Genomic DNA, 19,205 nt, shown 5'->3' on the forward strand with positions numbered 1-19,205 from the left:
GGCAGCGCGGGATAGTGCACCCGCGCGTCTTGCGCGGGGAAAGCAAGGGCCCGCTACCCCGCCTCCCGCTCCTCGGTCGGATAGACGCCGCGCAGCACCTCTTCGAAGTGCATCTTCACCGCGTCGTTGCACAGGCAGGCGCGAAGCTTCAGGCCGTCGCGGTTGCGGACCAGGATCGAGCCGCGCCGCGTGTCGAGGATCCGTTCTGCCTTGAACGATTGAAGCACGCGGCTGGCATAGGAGCGGCCGACGCCGAGCAGCGTGGCGAGCTGCTCGTGGGTCAGCGGCACGCTGCTCTCGTCACCGGTCCGCTCCATCGCTGCCAGGATCCATTTGGCGGTCCGCTGCTCGATCGAATGGATCGCGTTGCAGGCGGTCGACTGGAAGATCTGCGCCAGCAGGCAATCGGCATAGCGGGCAAAGATGTTGCGCAGCGACGCCGAGCGCAGCTTGGCCGCCTCCAGCTTGGCGACATGAACGCGCGCGATTGGCCCGCCGAATTTCACGCAAATCCGGGTATAGGCCGGCAGGTATCCCTCGCTGACGATACCGCCCACCGCGCCTTCGCGGCCGACCAGGATGGTTTCGACGTCGCGGCCGTCCTCGTTGGGAACGAGAAAGGTCGCGAGCGCCGGTCCGCAGGGGAAGTGGACGACCTGGACGTCGTCGCCGGGATTGTAGAGCAGCTCGCTTGCCGCGCAGTCCTCGACGGAGACGTGAGCTGCGAGCAGTGCGTAGTCGGCTTGGCTCAAACGCCTCAGCAGATTGTTGGCCGGCCGGCTCTCCACCTCGGTGGTCTTGTTGATGCGCGCATCCATCGTGAACTCCCTTCCTCCTCGGACCTTAGCGAGTTCCGTACCGTTCCTGCGTGCACAAGTGGACAGACTGGAGAACGGCGATGTGGTGGGTTTCGTTCCGGGAACCCACCGCGCTGCGCGCAAGGCATCGTGTCGCGGCAGTCCTGAGCCAAAACCCCACGCCCCAGATCTGATCATGATACCCGTAGTTCGCGATGGCACAGGCTGGCCGGCCGACGTCCTGATTGTCGAAGACGACCCCATCATCGCGATCGATTTCGAGGATCGCCTGCTTGGATTCGGCGTGACAAGCGTGCGAACGGTCGGGTCGGTGGCTCAGGCGCTGAGCGCCGTTGCGCAGCGTGCGCCCGACTTCGCGCTGCTCGATGTCGAGCTGATCCGCGAGACGAGCTTTGCGGTCGCCGAACGGCTTCTCGCCCTGAAGATCCCGTTTGTGTTCGTCACCGGCTATGGTGCCGAAGCGCGCATTCCGCCGGAATTCTCCGGCCAGCCACGGTTGCAGAAGCCGTGTTCGAGCGATGCGCTGGAGGCAGCTTTGCGGACGCGCGGTTCATGACGTCTTATTTGCTGGAGCCGATGCAGAGTTCGGCGAGGTCCTTCTCGATGCCTCGGAAATACGTGTGGGGAAGCGGTGGCGGTACTGACGTCTTGCTGATCGCGGCTCGCTGGGCGAGCGCAGCTTGCTCCGACAATCGCAGGAAGCGCTCCAGCGCGGACGATTTAGACTTCGCGACGAATTTCTCCAGCGCGTCTTCGGTCGCTTCCGTCGGATTGCGATCGAGCAATTCCTTGTTGCCGGTCGCGACAGGCGAGACCGTGCCGAGCTTGCTCCGGCTGATCAAGACGTAGCGATCGAAATGCTCGAAGATCAGATCGAGGATCTTAGCCTGCCGCATCGGCTGTTCGATTGCGAGAAATCGTCTGACGTCAGCATTGCGTTCGAGGCGTTCCCGCTCGGCTGCGCCGGGAAACGGATTGGCGGCATTTTGCCGGTCGATGAGAGCGCCCGTGCTCTCGAACATGCGCGTGCCCCATGAAATGATGATGTCGCGGCCGCGCAGCTCGAGCTGATCGGCCGCGAGCCCCTTCTCCGTCAGGCACGCGGGATCGGCGCTCGCCCGCAACGCTTTGCCCAGCTCGGCGGTCAGCGCCTGGCCGTAAGGCGATGCGAAGGCTTCGCGGACCAGCCTGGCCCTGTCCTCAGGCTGCGCCCATGTGGGGGATGCTGCGCTCAGCAGGAGTACGATGACAAGGCTTCGACGGCTGCACAGCACGGGTCAACTCGAAGGGCGGGACGGCCTCGGGCGTGAAAATGCACGGGCCTGCAATAGTCGTCCGGGCCGGCCGGACGGTTCATCGCCATCCGGCTTCTATGACCCCTACGCGAGCTTCGGGTCGAGTGTGGTCGACCACAACGCCACATCGGCGCGGTCGCGCAAGGTCACAATCATCTGGCCGGAGGCGCCGTCGATCTTGACGTGACCGAAGAACTGCATGCCTGCGGAGGGCGGCAGATTCTGGCTGTTCTTGCCCGGCGCCTTGACGAAGCGCACCTCGGGTCCAAAGGTGTTGTCGAGCGCGGCCGGACCGAACGTGCCGGCATGCAGCGGGCCCGAGACGAATTCCCAGAACGGCTCGAACTCCTGGAATTGCGCCTTGTTCGGATCGTAATAATGCGCGGCGGCGTAGTGCACGTCGGCGGTCAGCCACACCGTGTTGCTGATCGGCGCCATCTTGATGAAGCGCAGGATGTCGGCGATCTCGAACTCGCGGCCGCGCACCGGACCGTCGCCTTGCGCGACGGCCTCCGAGCCGCCCTTCGGCCCGTCTGATACGACGAGACTGAGCGGCATGTCGGAGGCGATCACCTTCCAGGTCGCGCGCGAATTGAGCAGACCGCGCTTCAGCCAGGCAATCTGATCCGGGCCGAGGAAATAGCTCGCGGGGCCGTATGCGGTTTCGAGGTTGGGGCCGTTCGCGCCGCGATAGCTGCGCTCGTCGAGCATGAACACGTCGAGATGCGGGCCGTAGGAGATCTGGCGATAAACCCGGCCGGGCTCATTGATGCTTTCGCGCAGCGGATACATCTCGTGGAAGGCGCGCGCGCCGCGCGCGGCGAGCAGCGCGATGTCGCGCTCCTTGTAGGTCCCCGGCAGCTCTTTCGAGGCCGACCAATTGTTGGTCACTTCGTGGTCGTCCCACTGCACGAAGATCGGCACCTCGGCATTGAAGGCGCGCAGATTGTCGTCGGTGAGATTGTATTTGTGCGCGGCGCGGTACTCGTCCAGCGTCTCGGCGACCTTGGCCTTCTCGGGAATGGTGACGTTCTTCCAGATCTTGCCGTCGGCGAGCTTCACCTCGGATGCAATCGGGCCGTCGGCGTAGATGGTGTCGCCGGAATGCAGGAAGAAGTCCGGCCGGTGCTTGCGCATCGCCGAGAAGGTGAACATGCCGCCGTCATCAGGGTTGATGCCCCAGCCCTGGCCGGCGACGTCTCCACCCCAGACGAAGCTGACGTCGCGGCGGTCGGCCGGCGCGGTGCGGAAACGGCCGACGACCGCCTCGCCCTCGACCGCGCTGTGCGAGAGATCGCGGAAGCGGACGCGGTAAAAGATGTCCTGGCCGCCCGGCAGGTTCTCGATCAGCATCTTTGCGGTGAAGTCGCTCTCGGGGAGCGCCGCGATCGGCGGCAGCGCACGGGCATCCCTGAACGTATCGGTCGTCGCCACCTCGACCAGCATCTGCGCGGGCCGGTCGGTGCGCGCCCACACCACGCCGCCATCGACCGTGACGTCGCCCGACTGTACGCCGTGAGTGACCGGCGGCCGATCGGCCGCGCGCGATAGATAAGGCATCGCGATGGTGCCGAGCGCACCCGCGCCGGTGGCGAGGAAGCGGCGGCGGGAGAATTTGATGTTCATGAAGATGGCTCGCTGACTGGCGCAGCTTTCGCTGTCATTCCGGGATGGTGCGCCAGCACCAGACCGCAGGTGCGCAATTGCGCACCGGGGAATCTCGAGATTCCGGATTCGATGCTGGCGCATCGCTCCGGAATGACAGTGGGAGCTATATTGAGACAATGTGACGCAGCCATTACGCCGGCAAGCGTCTACGCGTTGCCGGCGGCCCTGAACTGTGCGCCGGCGCGCTGCAGGTTCTGCGGCAGGCTCATCAGCAACGCCTTGCGGTCGGCGACTGCAGAGTGGAACTGGTCGAGCGCGATGTTGAAGGCGGTGAGTGCGCCTTCCTCGATCGCGCCGTGGTCATAGCAGCGCAGCGTGTCGCGCAGGATCTCGTCAGCCTCGGTCTGCATCTGGTCGAGCTCTTCGGTCGTCTCGCACTTGCGCGCTGCCGCGATCATGTCGAGCAGACGTTCGCGCTGATGATTGTTGCTGTCGCGCTCGTCCTTCTTCAGGTAGCCCGCGAACCAGGCGCCGATCGAGCCCATGGCCGAGAGCGCCATCAGGCTCCACCAGATGTAGTCGCTGTATTTGTCGAGGAAGGTCTTTTCCTCGCCGTCGACAAAGGCGGCGGCGCCGGGATGCACCGGGATCACCGCATCCTTGTCGGTATCGGGCGTTTCGATCTTGGCTGCGAGCGGGAATTCGGTCACCAATTGCTGGCGCACGGCGAACAGCTGGCGCGTGAACGCCGCGATGGTGGTTTCGGACACGCCCTTGCGCGCCACGATATGGTGCGAAAAGCTGATGGTCTTGACCTCGTCCTCCGGGCGAGCAGGCGAGCCGCCATAGGTGCCCGCGGGAATCTCGGACGCTTCGTAGACCGGATGGTTCTGCGCGATCGCATCCGCCGAATCGATCGCAATGAAGCTGGGCGCGCCGAAATCCTTGGTGGAGGCGGCGATCGCATCCGCCGTGATCTTGCTGTTGACGGGGCCTGCCGCCAGATAGACGTCGGCTTTCTGGGCCTTGATCGCCTCGGCCACCTCGTTGGCGGGGAATTGCACGATCTCGACCTTGGCGGCATCGACGCCGTATTGCTGCAGGATCACCTTGAGCAGATTGACGTTGGCCTGGGTGCGGCCGACCACGCCGACGCGATGGCCGGCGAGCTGCGAGATCCTGGTGATCTTCGCGCCCCGCTTCTTGCCTTTGCCCGGGACGGACCACAGCACGACGACGTTCTTGCGCAGGGTCGCGACCGCTTGCGCGTTCTTGGGCACATCGAGGTCGCCGCGCACGATGGCGAGATCGACCTTGCCTTCGGCGAGCGCATTGGCGCTGGCCGTGGCGCCGTCGGTCTGGATCGGCCGCAGCCGCACCTGGCCCTTGCTCTGGCTGAAGGCCTGCGTCAGTGTCTGCACGACCTTGACGTCATCGCTGTTGGCCGGGCCGACCGCGATCTTCAGCGTCACCGGCCGCATCGCGAAGTAATAGCCGCCGGCGAGCGCGCCGACGATCGCAAGCACGAATGCGAGAGACGCCAGGGCCGTCTTCCGCGCCGCAGATCGCGGCGAAGGCGGAGGGGGCGCTTCGGCCAGGTCCAGTCCCCCGGTCATCGATCTCCCAGACAGGCGCTTGAGGCTCAGTTTCATCTCGGCCGGCGATTTACGCCCGCAATTGTAGCAAATTTCTTGTCCGGCGGGGTTACATCTCCGTCATGGTTAGCGGATGTCGCAAATCCCCGTATGAACCCGGGCCGTACGCACGGTGTTAGGGTAAAGTTCCCCTGAAGGATGGAGACGACCATGGCAGAACGGCTCTCGGCGGAGGCGCGCAAGCAGGCGCTCGGCGGACTTCCGGGCTGGAGCGAGGTTCAGGACCGGGATGCCATCGCGAAGACCTTTATCTTCAAGGATTTCAACGAGGCATTCGGTTTCATGACCCGCGCCGCGCTGGTTGCCGAGAAGATGGATCACCACCCCGAATGGCGCAACGTTTACAAGACGGTGGAGGTGGTGCTGTCGACCCACGACGCCGGCGGCGTCACGGCGCTCGACGTCGCGCTGGCCAAGGCGATGAACGCGATCGCGGGCTGAGACCTTGCCGACGTCTTGCAGCGATCGGCTACATCCCCATCTTGTGATCAGCCCGGATGCGGCGGTCCGCCGCCCGGGGGCTGAACGGGGAGTTTATCGAACATGGCTGCCGAACACAGCGTCGGTTTCGAGCCGGCCGATCGGCTCGCGGAGGATCGCGAGAGCGTTCGCCGCCGCTTTTGGCGCAAGCTGAAGCGCGTCGCCGCGCATCTGCCGTTCGCCGAAGACCTGCTGGCCGCTTATTACTGCGCGTTCGACCGGCAGACCCCGCGCCACGTCCAGGCCTCGCTGCTTGGTGCGATCGCCTATTTCATCCTGCCGTTCGACTTCGTCACCGACGTGATGCCGATCCTCGGCTTCGCCGATGACGCCGCCGTGCTCGCCACCGCCATCCGCATGGTCGCCGGCCACATCACGAATGAGCACCGCGAAGCCGCGCGCGCCGCGCTGAAGCGTGGGGTGGATGAGGGGGCGGAAGAAGCGGCGTAGCCAACGCCGATACATCCACACATTCCGCTGTCATGCCCCGGCTTGACCGGGGCATCCAGTACGCCGCGGCCTATCGGCCAATCGCAATTGTCTCGGAATACTGGATCGCCCGCCTTCGCGGGCGATGACAGTTGGGTTTGTGGCGATGGCGTCGCGACACCATTCGCCACGACATCCTCACGGATGCAGGATCACCTTGCCCATGGCCTGGCGTCCCGCCAGCACTTTCAACGCGTCCGCGGTCTGGGCCAGCGGGAAGGTGCGATCGACATGCGATGAAATCTTTCCTTCCGCCGTCCACTTCACGAGCTTCTCGAGGTTGGCGCGGTTCTTGGCCGGGTTGAGCCGGGTCCAGGCGCCCCAGAACACGCCGCGGATGTCGCAGCCCTTCAGCAGCGCGAGATTCAGCGGCATCTTCGGAATGTCGCCGGCGGCAAAGCCGATGACGAGGAAGCGGCCTTCCCACGCGATCGAGCGCAGCGCCTGCTCGGCGTAAGCACCGCCGACCGGATCGAAGATGATGTCGACGCCCTTGCCGCCCGTGAGCTTGCGCAGGCCTTCCTTCAGATCTTCCTTGGCGTAATTCAGCGTCAGCTCGGCGCCATGCGCCTTGGCGAATTCGAGCTTCTCGTCCGACGAGGCGCAGGCGATCACCTTCAATCCCATCAGCTTGCCGAGCTCGCAGGCGGCAAGGCCGGTGCCGCCGGCCGCACCCAGCACCGCGAGCGTCTCGCCCGGCTTCGGGCTGGCGCGATCCTCCAGCGCATGCAGCGCGGTGCCGTAGATGATGATGATGCCGGCCGCGCGGTCGTAATCGAGATTGTCGGGAATCTTCACGATGGATGCCGCCGGTAGCGCGATCTTCTCGCGTGCGCCGTTGTGGCCGCAGGAGGCGACGACGCGATCGCCGACTTTCAGATCGGTGACGCCAGCGCCGACGCTCTCGATCACGCCCGCGACTTCCGCGGCCGGCGAGAACGGGAACGGCGGCTTGATCTGGTACTTGCCCTGAATCATCAGGATGTCGAAGAAGTTCAGCGCCGCGGCCTTGATCGCGATCACCGCTTCGCCGGGGCCCGCCACCGGATCCGGCACCTCAGCGAGCACGAGATCGTCGGGCTGACAATATTGCGAGCAGAGGATGGCTTTCATGGCGGCACCTGAGGGCGTTTCGAGTGGAATTATAGTTGGCACGTTTCTGCCGGATTTAGCGCGGCCGGACAATCCGGATTCTTTGTCTCAGACAGCTCGAAGTCCTATCCTCGCAGGACTGCGTGAAAACAGCGAGGATTCAAACGATGTTTGAAACAGGCCTGCTCAGGGACAAGCGCGTCCTCGTCACCGGCGGCGGCTCGGGCCTTGGCGCCGCGATGGGACGACGTTTCCTCACGCTTGGCGCCGAGCTCGTCATTTGCGGCCGCAAGCTCGACCGGCTGGACGCAACAGCGCACCGGATGCGGGAAGACATTGGCGGCACGGTCACGACGATCGCCTGCGACATCCGCGACGGTGGCGCGGTCGATGACATGATGGATCGGATCTGGCGCGAGGCGCCGCTCGATATCCTCGTCAACAACGCTGCCGCGACGTTCATCGCGCAGAGCGAGCATCTGTCGTTCCGCGCGGCCGATGCGATCCTGGCGCCGACGCTGCATGGCGCGATGTATTGCACGCTCGCGGCCGGCAGGCGCTGGATCGAGGCCAGGCATCGCGGGGTCGTGCTCTCGATCCTCTCGACCTCGACCATCACCGGCCGGGCCTTCACCGTGCCGTCGGCGATGGCGAAGTCGGCGCTGCTGGCGATGACCAAAAGTCTTGCCGTGGAATGGGGGCCCAAAGGCATCCGCACTGTCGCCATCGCGCCGGGTCCGTTCCCGACCGCGGGCGGGTCGGGGCAGCTCCGCCCCGAAGGCCGAGACGAGGGCTGGACTGCACGCAATCCGCTGGGCCGCACCGGAGAGCACGGCGAGCTTACCGATCTCGCCAGCTTCCTGGTCTCGGACCGTGCTGCCTACATCAACGGCGAGATGGTCGTCATCGACGGTGGCGCGCATTTGCGCAGCTCCGGCGCCGAGGATTTGCTCGGCTGGACCGAGGCGCAATGGGCCGCCCGGCGCGCCGCGCGATCCAAAGGCTGATACCGCTAACTGCCTTCCCAAATTGGACTTTCCCGGCTATCCCTGCCCCGGGGACAAAGCGCGGCCGGGCCATCTTCCAGTCACAATATTGAGGGAACCACTCCAGCATGTGGCGGGTGCTGATTTTAGCTTTGATGACTGGCGTGGCGGCCGGGGGAATCGCTGTTTCTGCGCGGGCGCAGACGGCGCAACCGGCGCCCAAGTCTGCGCCAAATCCAAAAGAGGCACCGAAATCGGCGGCGCCAACGGCCCCTACGAATGGGAAGTCGGCTGCAAAGCCTGAGAGCAAACCGGCGGCCCCGACCGCTGCAGTTGCAGGTGGCGCGGAGCCGACCCTGATCGGTCAGTTCGGCACCTGGGGAGCCTATTCGGCGACGCCCAACGGCAAGAAGGTCTGCTTCGCGCTGGCCAAGCCGTCGTCGTCGAAGACCAATCCGCCGAATCGGCCGCGCGATCCCGCCTATGCCTTCGTCTCGACCCGGCCGGCCGAGAAAGTGAACAACGAGGTCTCGGTGATGATAGGCTATGCGCTGAAGCCGGGCTCGGAATCGACGGCGGAGGTTGGCGGCGCTGCTTACGCGATGTACACGCAGGGCGACGGCCTCTGGATCAAGAACGCGGCCGAGGAGGAGCGGATGGTCGAGGCCATGCGCAAATCCGCCGAGCTCGTGGTCAAGGGTGTCTCGGCCAAGGGCACCGAGACGACCGACACGTTCTCGCTGAAGGGCCTCGCCCAGGCACTCGACAAGATCGCGCAGGATTGCAAGCGGTAAGGGCGCAGGCGTTAAGGCTGCCGGCGATGAGGTCGCAATCGGCCGGTCCGGTTGCTATATAGGGACGGTTCCAGATTTTCGGTCGTCATGGCCGGGCTTGACCCGGCCATCCACGCGCAACCGCGATTGACGAAAGACGTGGATGCCCGGGTCAAGCCCGGGCATGACGAACTCAAACAGCAGTAATCCCAGGTCCATCAATGCAACCGACGACCGAGCCGCACAACGCAATCCTGGTGGAGAAGACGCCACTCGAAACCTATGTGCCGCCGGCAAAGCCGTCGCTGATCGGCCTGTCGCGCACCGAGCTTGCCGATCGCCTCGGCGAGATCGGCGTCGCGCCGGCGCAGCGCAAGATGCGGGTGCAGCAGCTGTGGCACTGGCTCTATTTTCGCGGCGCCCAAAGCTTCGATGACATGACCTCGATCTCGAAGGGCATCCGCGCCGAGCTCGCGCAGCATTTCACGGTCGACCGCCCCGAGGTCGTGGCCGAGCAGATCTCCAGCGACGGCACCCGCAAATGGCTGCTCCGTCTGCCGAGCGGCGACAATGTTCAGAAGGCGCATGAAGTCGAGTGCGTCTACATCCCCGAGACCGATCGCGGCACGCTGTGCGTCTCCTCGCAGGTCGGCTGCACCTTGAATTGCTCATTCTGCCACACCGGCACGCAGCGCCTGGTGCGCAATCTCACCGCCGGCGAGATTGTCGGGCAGGTGATGGTCGCGCGCGATCGCCTGAACGACTGGGCCGATCGCGAGGACGGCACGCGCCGCGTCACCAACATCGTGATGATGGGCATGGGCGAGCCGCTCTACAATTTCGACGCGGTGCGCGATGCGCTTCTCATCGTCGGCGACAATGAAGGCATCGGCATATCCCGCCGCCGCATCACGCTGTCGACCTCTGGCGTGGTGCCGAACATCGTGCGCGCCGGCGAGGAGATCGGCGTCATGCTCGCGATCTCGCTGCACGCGGTACGCGACGAGCTGCGCAACGAGCTGGTGCCGCTCAACCGCAAATATCCGATCAAGGAGCTGCTGCAGGCCTGCCGCGACTATCCCGGCGCCTCCAACGCGCGCCGCATCACCTTCGAATATGTGATGCTCAAGGGCGTCAACGATTCGCTGGATGATGCGAAGCTGCTGGTGAAGATGCTCAAGGGCATTCACGCCAAGATCAATCTGATTCCGTTCAATCCCTGGCCCGGCACCGCCTATGAATGTTCGGACTGGGACCAGATCGAGAAATTCTCCGAATACATCTTCAACGCCGGCTATTCCTCGCCGGTGCGCACCCCGCGCGGCCGCGACATCCTTGCCGCCTGCGGCCAGCTCAAGTCGGAGACCGAGAAGCTCAGCGCTCGCGAGCGTCAGGCGCTGCGCGCCATGGCGATGACGGATTAGGTTGTTCATGCCGACGCTCTCGCATCCTCGTCATTGCGAGGAGCGTAGCGACGAAGCAATCCAGACTGTCTCCATGGACGCATCTCTGGATTGCTTCGCTTCGCTCGCAATGACGACAACGATGGCTTTCTCCCCATGTCCCTGATCGGCCGCCTCGTCGTCATCTTCATCGGCTTTCTCGCCGCCTGCTTCGTCGGCGGCATGATCGTCGTCGTCGCGCTGTTGTTTCCGGAATTCGCCGATCTCGGCGCCGGTCCGGTCGATCAGGGCACGATCGACATCCTGCTTGGCTTCGGCTTCATCTTCGTCTCCGGCTTTGCGCTGGTGCCGGCGGCGGTGATCGTCGCGATTACCGAGGCGCTCTACATTCGCAGCGCGCTGGCCTACGCCGTCGGCGGCGGCCTCGTCGGGCTCGCCTGCTATCTTGGCCTCGTCCCGTTCCACTCCGACACATTCCAGTTCGAGGGCATCGTGCGGCGTCACCTGGAGATCATGACCGGGGCGGGCGTCGTCGCCGGAATCGTGTACTGGCTGATCGCCGGTCGCAATGCGGGCGCCTGGCGCATCCCGCCGCCTCCGCGCGAACCGCCGCCGCCGTTGCCGTCCCATTCAAGGCCGGATGCGCGGTAGGTTGCTTCGTCATTCCGGGATGGTCCGAAGGGATCGCGAAGCGACCCTGAGGACCAGACCCGGAATCTCGAGATTCCGGGTTCGGTGCTGCGCACCGCCCCGGAATGACCACGGCAAGGGTTTTCATCCCCATCCCACTCCGCTAAACCGCACGCCATGAACCGGACCGGACTCTTCATCGCCCTGGCGCTGTGGCTCGTGATCGGCGTCGTTTTCGGCCTCTATCCAGAGCTCGATCTCAAGCTTGCGTCGCTGTTCTTCGACCCCCAGACGAAAACCTTTCCGCTCAAGCTGAACGACTGGGCGGGCTTTGCGCGTGATGCTGCGATGTGGGTTGCCTGGGCCTTCGTGCTGCCGTCGCTGGTGGCGCTCGTGGTCAAGATGATCAGGCCGGACCGGCCGTTGATGGTGTCGGGGCGCGCGATCGTGTTCCTGCTCGCCACCATCATCCTGTCGGCCGGCATTCTCACCAACCTCACCTTCAAGACCTATTGGGGCCGGCCGCGCCCGGTGGTGGTGACCGAGTTCGCCGGCGACCAGCAATTCGTGCCGTGGTGGGATCCGCGCGGCGGCTGCGCCCGCAACTGCTCGTTCTTCTCGGGCGAAGGCGCGACCGCGTTCTGGACGCTGGCGCCGGCCGCGCTGGCGCCGCCGCCGTGGCGACCGCTCGCCTATGCCGCCGCCGTGGTGTTCGGCGCCTTGACCAGCGCCCTGCGCATGGCCTTCGGCGGCCACTTCTTCACCGACGTCTCGATTGCCGGCCTCGTGACCTTCGTCGTGATCTGGTTCGCCTACGCGCTGATTTACCGCTGGCCGCGGACGCGGTTTTCCGACGAAGCGGTCGATGCCGCCCTGACCCGGTTGAACATGCCGGCCTACCGGCTCCGCCAGCGCCTGTTCGGCCGCAAGACCGGTCCGGAGCCGTCGGTTTGAGCCATTAAATGCGTGCCGATCCCTGCGAAATTTGTTATTCGCGCGGTCAAGTTCAAACCCTCCATCAGCCCTTGAGACCCGATTGGAAGCCCCATGACCACGATCCTGAAAAGCCTGCCCAAGGGTGAGAAAGTCGGCATCGCTTTTTCGGGCGGCCTCGACACCTCTGCGGCGCTGCTCTGGATGAAGCAGAAGGGCGCGCGCTGCTACGCCTACACCGCCAATCTCGGCCAGCCCGACGAGGCCGATTACAACGAGATCCCGCGCAAGGCGATGGAGTTCGGCGCCGAGAAGGCGCGCCTGGTCGATTGCCGCACGCAGCTCGTCCACGAGGGCATCGCCGCGATCCAGTCCGGCGCCTTCCATATCTCGACCGGCGGCATCACCTATTTCAACACCACGCCTCTGGGGCGCGCCGTCACCGGCACCATGCTGGTCGCGGCGATGAAGGAAGACGGCGTCAACATCTGGGGCGACGGCTCGACCTTCAAGGGCAACGACATCGAGCGCTTCTACCGCTACGGCCTGCTCACCAATCCCGGCCTGAAGATCTACAAGCCCTGGCTCGACCAGCAGTTCATCGACGAGCTCGGCGGCCGCGCCGAGATGTCGGCGTTCATGACTGCGCAGGGCTTTGCCTACAAGATGAGCGCCGAGAAGGCCTATTCGACCGACAGCAACCTGCTCGGCGCCACGCACGAGGCCAAGGATCTCGAGAGCCTCGACAGCGGCATCAAGATCGTCAACCCGATCATGGGCGTGCCGTTCTGGCGCGACGATTGCGTTGTGAAGGCCGAGACGGTCGTGGTGCGTTTCGAGGAAGGCCAGCCCATGGCGCTCAACGGCCAGACCTTCTCCGATCCCGTCGCGCTGTTTCTCGAAGCCAACGCCATCGGCGGCCGGCACGGCCTCGGCATGAGCGACCAGATCGAGAATCGCATCATCGAGGCCAAGAGCCGCGGCATCTACGAGGCGCCGGGCATGGCGCTGCTGCACATCGCCTATGAGCGCCTCGTCACCGGCATCCACAACGAGGACACCATCGAGCAGTACCGCATCAGCGGCATGCGCCTGGGACGCCTGCTCTATCAGGGCCGCTGGTTCGACTCGCAGGCCCTGATGCTGCGCGAGACCGCGCAGCGCTGGGTCGCGCGCGCCGTCACCGGCGAGGTGACGCTTGAGCTGCGCCGCGGCAACGATTATTCGATCCTCAACACCGAGAGCCCGAACCTCACCTATGCGCCCGAAAGGCTCAGCATGGAGAAGGTCGAGGACGCCGCGTTCACCCCGGCCGACCGCATCGGCCAGCTCACCATGCGCAACCTCGACATCGCCGACACCCGCACCAAGCTCGGTCTCTATTCGAAGACCGGCCTGCTCTCGGGCAGCGAAGGCTCGCAGATCTTCCGGCTGGAGAGCGACAAGGGTTGAGGCTCTCACTGTCGTAGGGTAGGCAAAGTCGTAGGGTGGGCAAAGGCGCGCTAGCGCCGTGCCCACCATTCCTCCGTGACGGGTAAAGATCATGGGCACGCTCCGCTTTGCCCACTAGCCCGGATGGAGCCAACGGCGACGAGCTTAATGAGGGTGTCATTCTCGATCGCTACGCTTCCCGTTCCTGTGGGAAACCAGATTACGGAGCATCGAGCATGGTCAGGGGATCGGCACTCGCCTCTCTCATCGTCCTCTGTTGGGCATCGTCATTGTCGGCGCAGACGATCTATCCGATCGATCGTGCCGAGATCCTGGCCGGAGCCAAATTCGACTTCAAGGTCGAGCTCCCCGGGCCGGTCGATCCCGCCAAATTGAAGGTGACGGTGAACGGCGCGGACTACGTGACCGCGTTCGGCCGTGCCGGAACCTTCATCGACCGCGAGGACGGCAAGGATCAGTCGGCCCTGATCCTGCGCGACGTCACGCTGGCCAGGCCGGGCAACGTCGTCGTCGACGTGAGCGACGGCATGGGCCAGCGCAGCGTCACATGGACGGTCTACGACACGGGTCCGCGCAAGGCGAAGAACGTCATCCTGTTCATCGGCGACGGCATGTCGCCGGCGCACCGGGTCGCCGCGCGGATCCTGTCCAAGGGTATTTCGGAAGGCAAGAGCCGCGGCAAGCTCGCCATCGACGACATGCCTCACATGGCGCTGGTGGCAACCGCCGGCTCGGACTCGATCATCACGGATTCCGCGAACTCGGCCAGCGCCTATGCGACCGGGCATAAGAGCGCCGTCAATGCCCTCGGCGTCTATGCCGACCGCAGCGCAAGCCCGCTCGACGATCCCAAGGTCGAAACCATCACCAGCCTCGCCAAAAGGCGGCTCGGCATGGCGATCGGTATCGTCACCAATACCGAGATCGAAGACGCGACGCCGGCGGCGATGGTCGCGCACACCCGCCGGCGCGCCGCCTATGACGACATCGTCGAGCAGTTCTTCGCGGCAAAGCCGGATGTGATGATGGGTGGCGGCAGCGCGAATTTCCTGCCGAAGTCGGCTGCCGGCTCCAAGCGCAAGGACGAAACCGACTATATCGCGAAGTTTCGCGATGCCGGCTATCAGGTGGCGACCACCGCGGGCGAGCTCAGCGCGTCTGCAGCAAGACAGGAGACCAGCAAGCTGCTCGGCCTGTTCGCCACCGGTAACATGGACGGTGTGCTCGACCGCAAATTCCTGAAGGGTGGCGGCGTCAAGAAATTCCCTGAGCAGCCCGACCTGACCGAGCAGGTGCAGGCGGCGCTGCAGCTGCTGTCGCGGAATGAGGCCGGCTTCTTCCTGATGGTCGAATCCGGAATGATCGACAAATATGCACATCTGCTCGACATGGATCGGGCCGTCTACGACACGATCATGCTCGACAATGCGGTGCGCCAGACGCGTGAATGGGCGCGGGCGCGCGGCGACGACACCCTCATCCTGGTGCTGGCGGACCACAATCATCCCAACAGCCTTGTCGGCACGGTGAATGACGACATGGCCACCACGCCCAACGTTCCCTTGCGCGAGCGCGTCGGCGTCTATGAGCAGGCCGGATTTCCCAACTATCCGGCGCCGGATGCGGAAGGTTATCCTGCGCGCATCGACGTGAGCCGGCGGCTTGCCATTTTCTCCGCCAGTCTGCCGGATCACTACGAGACGTTCCGTCCGAAGCTAGACAATCCCAACGAGCCGACCGTCAAGGCCGGCGCCGACGGGACCTTCAAGGCCAACGACAAATACAAGGACGTCCCGGGCGCGGTCCTGCGTCCCGGCAATCTCTCGGCGATGATCGGCGCCAGCGTGCATTCGGGCGAGGACGTCATCCTGACCGCGACCGGACCGGGCAGCGAGCGCGTGCATGGCTCGATGGACAATACCGACGTGTTCCGCGTCATGGCCGATGCGTTGGGATTGGCTGCGGGACAATGATGCTTCGGTTCACGAGGAGGGAGGCGGCGTGAAGACCAGCTTCACGCAGCTGCGGAACAGCAGGATTTGCCGCTCCAGCCGCTTGGGGTCGTTGAGCGTCTTCGACATGATGATCGCACCGTCGACCACGCACGAGATCATCTCGGCGAGATCGTCGAGATCGATCGGCTCGCGGGGCGGATAGACCGCGGCGATGCCGTCGAGAATCTCGCGGAAGTGCGCATTCCAGGCCCGGACCGATTGCGCGGTCAGATCGCGGACCTCGCGGTCGAACAAGCGCTCCTGATAGCAGATGCTGGCGATCAGGCAGCCGGGATGGCCGTTCGGCAGGTCGGCCATGACTTCGGCGAGCAGTTTCAGCGAGATCAGGAACGACTGCAGCGGGTCGTCCGAGAGCTCACGCCCCCGCCTGAAGATCTCGTCGAACAGGCGGTCGTTGGTCTCCACGTAGCGGCGCAGCATCTCCCGTGCGAGGGCGTTCTTGTCCCTGAAGTGATAGAAGAAACCGCTCTTGGTCAGGCCGGCCTCGGCAATGACCTCCTCGATCGAGGTCGCGCCGAAGCCCTTTGCGAGCACCGCCGCTTCCGCGATCTCGAGAATGCGCTCGCGCGTCGCTTCGCCCTTTCCCATCGATCTCTCCAAAACCGTACCGGCAGTGCGGAATTTACCGCCTACGGCCGACGACCACTCCGAATGGATCATGCAAGCCTTTGATTTGTCTCTGCTTGCGGGTGGAAGTTCAGCCGCACCACGGGGCTTCTAGAGCGGCGCGACATTATGCGGCACCAAATGCCCAGACCGAACACGGGCATCGCGCGACCGAATGAGCAGAGCGGGCCCGTCCAAATGATGGAGCGATCAATGGCCAGATACAGACATGATCTGCCGCAGCACCGCGGCGGCATTTTCCTGACCGACGGCGGCATGGAAACCACCCTGATCTTCCATGAGGGGCTGGAGCTGCCCCACTTCGCGGCATTCGTGCTGCTCGACAGCACGGCTGGGCGCGCGCATTTGAAACGCTACTACGAAGCTTATCTCCGCATCGCGCGGCAGCATGGGCTCGGCTTCGTGCTCGACACTCCGACCTGGCGCGCCAACCCGGATTGGGGTGCCAAGCTCGGCTATGATGCGGCCGGTCTCGATGCAATCAACATGCGCGCCGTCCGCTTCCTCGGCGAATTGCGCGACACATGGGAGTCACCGGGCATGCCGTGCGTCATCAATGGCGCGATCGGCCCGCGAGGCGACGGCTACAAGGCCGGCAACATGGACGCGGCGGAGGCGCAAGCCTACCACTCGGGCCAGATCGCGGCCTTCGCCGAGGCAGGCGCCGACATGGTGACTGCCTTCACGCTGAACAGCATCAACGAAGCCATCGGCGTAGTGCGTGCAGCCAAGAGGCAGGACATTCCGGCCGCGATTTCCTTCACGGTCGAGACCGATGGCCGCCTTGTCAGGGGAGAGCCGCTGCGCGAGGCGATCGAAGCAGTCGACGACGCAACCGAATGTGCCTGCGAATACTTCCTGATCAATTGCGCGCACCCGAGCCATTTCGAGACTGCACTCGCGACCGGCGAGGCGTGGGTCCAGCGCATCCACGGCATCAGGGCCAATGCGTCGGCCAAGAGCCATGCCGAGCTTGATGAGTCGGAGGCCCTCGACAGCGGCGATCCCGTCGATCTCGGCCGCCGCTACCTCTCGCTCAGGCGCGCATTCCCCGGCATGCGCATTCTCGGCGGCTGTTGCGGCACTGATCACCGGCACGTTGCCGCGGTCTGCGAGGCCTGCCTGCCCTCAGAAGCGATGACGGCGTGATATGAAAGAAATGGCCGGGATCGCTCCCGGCCATTTTGCATTTGTGGCTGCCGTTACCGCGGCGGCGCGGTGCCGGGCGGGGGCGGCGGCAGCGAGGCCTGGCCGCCGTTGAGCAGCGGCGTGATGTTGCGGATGGTGACGCGACGGTTGATCGCGCTCGGCCCCTGCGTCTGCTCCTTCAGGTACTGCTCGCCGTAACCCTGCGACGTCAGGTTCTCGGCGGGCACACCGAACTGCTGCGTCAGCAGTTCGGCCGCGGACTGCGCACGACGATCCGACAATGACAGATTGTCGACCTCGTTGCCGACCGCGTCGGTGTGGCCCTCGATCAGGAAGACCTCGCGCGGATTGCGCTGGATCGCCTGGTTGAGGCCGTCGGCGATCACCTGCAGCCGGGCCGCCTGGTCCGGCGGGATGGTCCACGATCCCGTCTCGAAGATGATCGTGTTGACGTCGATGCTCGGCATCTGCATGCGAACATTCGGGCTGTAGCGGATCTCGTCGAGCGAATAGCGCCGATCGATCCGCTGCACCGGCGGGGCCACCATGGTCTGGTAGATGACGTCCGGTGACGCTTCCTGGGCGTCGACGATGTAGCGATCGTAGGGGATGTTCACGACAGGGGGCGGCACGTCGACATAGAACCCGCCGACTGCCCGCGGATCGCGGTAGGTGTTGTCGATGATGATGAGCTCGTGCCCGCGGGGATCCCTGCGGATGCGCCGCATCAGCCGACCATCGGCGCCGACGATGGTGATGATCTCGCTGCCGTCAGGACGAACCACGACCGTGCGGGTTTCGCCGCCGACCGTGTCGGTGCGGATGTCGCGGGCGCCGTAGCGGAAGCGATAGAGATCGTTGCCGCGGACATAGGCCTGCCCGCCCGGATCGCGGATGATGATGCGGTCCGGCTCGGTGTAGACGGTGCGGCCGCCTTCGATGGTCTCGCGTCGCTGGTTGTGGAGGTCGGCGATGGTGGCGCCGATCACGGCGCCGGCCACCACGCCTGCACCGATCGCGAGCGGCGTCAGGTCACGCTGCGGCGGACGCGGCGCCGGCGGCAACGGCGCTGAGACCGTTGGCGCGGCTCGGAAGGCCGGTGCAACCGTCGGCGGTCTGTATTGTGCCCTGTCCGGCGGCGGCGCTGCGGCCGCCGAACCGGGGACGACCGATGGCGCTGCGACGCCGGCGGGAGGCGCCGGCGGCCGCGGCGGAGCACCAGCCTGCGGTGCTGCGGGCGGAGTGCCGGCAGCGGGCGCACCAGCAGGAGGTGTTGCGCCTTGTTGGCCGGGGGTCGGTGTCGCAGTCGGGGCCGGGGTCGCGCCGGGCGCAGGTGTTGGTGCTGCACCTGGACGTCCGGGCGGGGGCGTCGGCGTAGCACCAGGAGCCGGGGTCGCTGTCGGACTGGGCGTGGCACCGGGAGCCGGTGATCCTGCCGGAGGAGGCGCGCCGGGACGACCGGGCGGGGTGCCGGGGCGGCCAGCCGGCGGTGCGCCGGGCGTGCTGCCCGGAGCCGGCGTTGCGGTCGGCGCAGGAGGCGTCGTGGGCGCCGGTGTCGCAGTCGGTGCGGGTGTCGTCGTCGGTGCGGGTGTGGTGGTCGGCGCCGGCGCTCCCGGCCGTGCGGGCGGCGCCGCCGGTGCGGGAGAAGGTGTCGCCGTCGGTGCCGGCGCAGGGCGGCCCTGAGGAGCTGCTGCGGGAGGCGGAGCCGGGGGAGTCGGAGCGGGGCGTGCGCCGGACGGTGCCGGAGGCGGCGGCGTGGGCGCATGCTGCTGCGGAGCCGCAGCCGGCGGCGGTGAAGGC

The 19,205-nt window shown here is 65.4% G+C and carries 18 protein-coding genes; 11 read left to right on the forward strand and 7 right to left on the reverse strand.

Annotated features, from left to right (window positions below; translation table 11 throughout):
• Positions 1-53: 53 nt before the first annotated feature.
• A complete protein-coding gene (locus AC066S_RS29195; protein WP_135170180.1) occupies positions 54-818 on the reverse strand; it encodes a Crp/Fnr family transcriptional regulator in 765 nt (254 codons plus the stop codon).
• Between the two features lie 175 nt (positions 819-993).
• Between AC066S_RS29195 and AC066S_RS29200 the strand changes: the two genes are divergently transcribed.
• Positions 994-1,374: a response regulator gene (locus AC066S_RS29200; protein ID WP_126257264.1), complete on the forward strand. Its 381-nt coding sequence runs from the start codon at positions 994-996 to the stop codon at positions 1,372-1,374.
• Positions 1,375-1,378: 4 nt separating this feature from the next.
• Here AC066S_RS29200 and AC066S_RS29205 read toward each other — a convergent pair whose 3' ends face one another.
• The 3 genes from AC066S_RS29205 to AC066S_RS29215 form a co-directional block, all read right to left on the reverse strand.
• On the reverse strand, positions 1,379-2,092 hold the full coding sequence (locus AC066S_RS29205) for a hypothetical protein (protein WP_478271256.1): 714 nt from the start codon (positions 2,090-2,092) through the stop codon (positions 1,379-1,381).
• 105 nt (positions 2,093-2,197) lie between these two features.
• A complete protein-coding gene (locus AC066S_RS29210; protein ID WP_478271257.1) occupies positions 2,198-3,739 on the reverse strand; it encodes an alkaline phosphatase D family protein in 1,542 nt (513 codons plus the stop codon).
• Between the two features lie 188 nt (positions 3,740-3,927).
• On the reverse strand, positions 3,928-5,373 hold the full coding sequence (locus tag AC066S_RS29215) for a TAXI family TRAP transporter solute-binding subunit (RefSeq protein WP_126256777.1): 1,446 nt from the start codon (positions 5,371-5,373) through the stop codon (positions 3,928-3,930).
• A 153-nt stretch (positions 5,374-5,526) separates the two neighbouring features.
• On the opposite strand from AC066S_RS29215, the gene AC066S_RS29220 reads away from it, so the two are divergent.
• Together AC066S_RS29220 and AC066S_RS29225 are read left to right on the forward strand one after the other, a co-directional pair.
• Entirely contained in the window at positions 5,527-5,817 is a 291-nt protein-coding gene (locus tag AC066S_RS29220; protein ID WP_126256776.1) for a 4a-hydroxytetrahydrobiopterin dehydratase, read from the forward strand.
• A 102-nt stretch (positions 5,818-5,919) separates the two neighbouring features.
• The gene (locus AC066S_RS29225) at positions 5,920-6,306 is read left to right on the forward strand and encodes a YkvA family protein (RefSeq protein ID WP_478271258.1); all 387 of its coding nucleotides are present in this window, start codon (positions 5,920-5,922) and stop codon (positions 6,304-6,306) included.
• Positions 6,307-6,483: 177 nt separating this feature from the next.
• Here AC066S_RS29225 and AC066S_RS29230 read toward each other — a convergent pair whose 3' ends face one another.
• On the reverse strand, positions 6,484-7,458 hold the full coding sequence (locus AC066S_RS29230) for an NADPH:quinone oxidoreductase family protein (RefSeq protein WP_126261362.1): 975 nt from the start codon (positions 7,456-7,458) through the stop codon (positions 6,484-6,486).
• A 146-nt stretch (positions 7,459-7,604) separates the two neighbouring features.
• On the opposite strand from AC066S_RS29230, the gene AC066S_RS29235 reads away from it, so the two are divergent.
• The 7 genes from AC066S_RS29235 to AC066S_RS29265 all read left to right on the forward strand — a co-directional run bounded on the left by AC066S_RS29235 (position 7,605) and on the right by AC066S_RS29265 (position 15,587).
• Entirely contained in the window at positions 7,605-8,444 is an 840-nt protein-coding gene (locus AC066S_RS29235; RefSeq protein WP_478271259.1) for an SDR family oxidoreductase, read from the forward strand.
• Positions 8,445-8,551: 107 nt separating this feature from the next.
• The gene (locus tag AC066S_RS29240; protein ID WP_135170184.1) at positions 8,552-9,217 is read left to right on the forward strand and encodes an invasion associated locus B family protein; all 666 of its coding nucleotides are present in this window, start codon (positions 8,552-8,554) and stop codon (positions 9,215-9,217) included.
• 200 nt (positions 9,218-9,417) lie between these two features.
• The gene (gene rlmN, locus AC066S_RS29245; protein ID WP_478271260.1) at positions 9,418-10,620 is read left to right on the forward strand and encodes a dual-specificity RNA methyltransferase RlmN; all 1,203 of its coding nucleotides are present in this window, start codon (positions 9,418-9,420) and stop codon (positions 10,618-10,620) included.
• 135 nt (positions 10,621-10,755) lie between these two features.
• A complete protein-coding gene (locus AC066S_RS29250) occupies positions 10,756-11,250 on the forward strand; it encodes a hypothetical protein (RefSeq protein WP_478271261.1) in 495 nt (164 codons plus the stop codon).
• 156 nt (positions 11,251-11,406) lie between these two features.
• Positions 11,407-12,183 (forward strand): phosphatase PAP2 family protein, encoded by a 777-nt coding sequence (locus AC066S_RS29255; RefSeq protein ID WP_135165799.1) that lies wholly within the window; start codon positions 11,407-11,409, stop codon positions 12,181-12,183.
• 93 nt (positions 12,184-12,276) lie between these two features.
• A complete protein-coding gene (gene argG, locus AC066S_RS29260) occupies positions 12,277-13,614 on the forward strand; it encodes an argininosuccinate synthase (protein ID WP_478271262.1) in 1,338 nt (445 codons plus the stop codon).
• 215 nt (positions 13,615-13,829) lie between these two features.
• The gene (locus AC066S_RS29265) at positions 13,830-15,587 is read left to right on the forward strand and encodes an alkaline phosphatase (protein WP_478271263.1); all 1,758 of its coding nucleotides are present in this window, start codon (positions 13,830-13,832) and stop codon (positions 15,585-15,587) included.
• 9 nt (positions 15,588-15,596) lie between these two features.
• Here the strand turns inward: AC066S_RS29265 and AC066S_RS29270 are convergent, their stop codons facing one another.
• Positions 15,597-16,217: a TetR/AcrR family transcriptional regulator gene (locus AC066S_RS29270; RefSeq protein ID WP_478271264.1), complete on the reverse strand. Its 621-nt coding sequence runs from the start codon at positions 16,215-16,217 to the stop codon at positions 15,597-15,599.
• A 231-nt stretch (positions 16,218-16,448) separates the two neighbouring features.
• Here AC066S_RS29270 and AC066S_RS29275 point away from each other — a divergent pair, with 231 nt between their 5' ends.
• The gene (locus AC066S_RS29275; RefSeq protein WP_478271265.1) at positions 16,449-17,405 is read left to right on the forward strand and encodes a homocysteine S-methyltransferase family protein; all 957 of its coding nucleotides are present in this window, start codon (positions 16,449-16,451) and stop codon (positions 17,403-17,405) included.
• Positions 17,406-17,458: 53 nt separating this feature from the next.
• Here the strand turns inward: AC066S_RS29275 and AC066S_RS29280 are convergent.
• On the reverse strand, positions 17,459-19,205 hold a 1,747-nt coding region (locus AC066S_RS29280; protein ID WP_478271266.1), incomplete at its 5' end, for an OmpA family protein.

It is taken from the genome of Bradyrhizobium sp. CFUWI (assembly GCF_056429085.1).

Excerpts from the sequence above, each read along its gene's own strand:
- AC066S_RS29265 (WP_478271263.1), top strand. The coding sequence starts at position 13,830 with ATGGTCAGGGGATCGGCACTCGCCTCTCTCATCGTCCTCTGTTGGGCA.
- AC066S_RS29220 (WP_126256776.1), top strand. The coding sequence starts at position 5,527 with ATGGCAGAACGGCTCTCGGCGGAGGCGCGCAAGCAGGCGCTCGGCGGA.
- AC066S_RS29275 (WP_478271265.1), top strand. The coding sequence starts at position 16,449 with ATGGCCAGATACAGACATGATCTGCCGCAGCACCGCGGCGGCATTTTC.
- AC066S_RS29215 (WP_126256777.1), bottom strand. The coding sequence starts at position 5,373 with ATGAAACTGAGCCTCAAGCGCCTGTCTGGGAGATCGATGACCGGGGGA.
- argG (WP_478271262.1), top strand. The coding sequence starts at position 12,277 with ATGACCACGATCCTGAAAAGCCTGCCCAAGGGTGAGAAAGTCGGCATC.
- AC066S_RS29210 (WP_478271257.1), bottom strand. The coding sequence starts at position 3,739 with ATGAACATCAAATTCTCCCGCCGCCGCTTCCTCGCCACCGGCGCGGGT.
- AC066S_RS29230 (WP_126261362.1), bottom strand. The coding sequence starts at position 7,458 with ATGAAAGCCATCCTCTGCTCGCAATATTGTCAGCCCGACGATCTCGTG.
- AC066S_RS29250 (WP_478271261.1), top strand. The coding sequence starts at position 10,756 with ATGTCCCTGATCGGCCGCCTCGTCGTCATCTTCATCGGCTTTCTCGCC.
- AC066S_RS29195 (WP_135170180.1), bottom strand. The coding sequence starts at position 818 with ATGGATGCGCGCATCAACAAGACCACCGAGGTGGAGAGCCGGCCGGCC.
- AC066S_RS29255 (WP_135165799.1), top strand. The coding sequence starts at position 11,407 with ATGAACCGGACCGGACTCTTCATCGCCCTGGCGCTGTGGCTCGTGATC.
- AC066S_RS29225 (WP_478271258.1), top strand. The coding sequence starts at position 5,920 with ATGGCTGCCGAACACAGCGTCGGTTTCGAGCCGGCCGATCGGCTCGCG.
- AC066S_RS29240 (WP_135170184.1), top strand. The coding sequence starts at position 8,552 with ATGTGGCGGGTGCTGATTTTAGCTTTGATGACTGGCGTGGCGGCCGGG.
- AC066S_RS29270 (WP_478271264.1), bottom strand. The coding sequence starts at position 16,217 with ATGGGAAAGGGCGAAGCGACGCGCGAGCGCATTCTCGAGATCGCGGAA.
- AC066S_RS29200 (WP_126257264.1), top strand. The coding sequence starts at position 994 with ATGATACCCGTAGTTCGCGATGGCACAGGCTGGCCGGCCGACGTCCTG.
- AC066S_RS29235 (WP_478271259.1), top strand. The coding sequence starts at position 7,605 with ATGTTTGAAACAGGCCTGCTCAGGGACAAGCGCGTCCTCGTCACCGGC.
- rlmN (WP_478271260.1), top strand. The coding sequence starts at position 9,418 with ATGCAACCGACGACCGAGCCGCACAACGCAATCCTGGTGGAGAAGACG.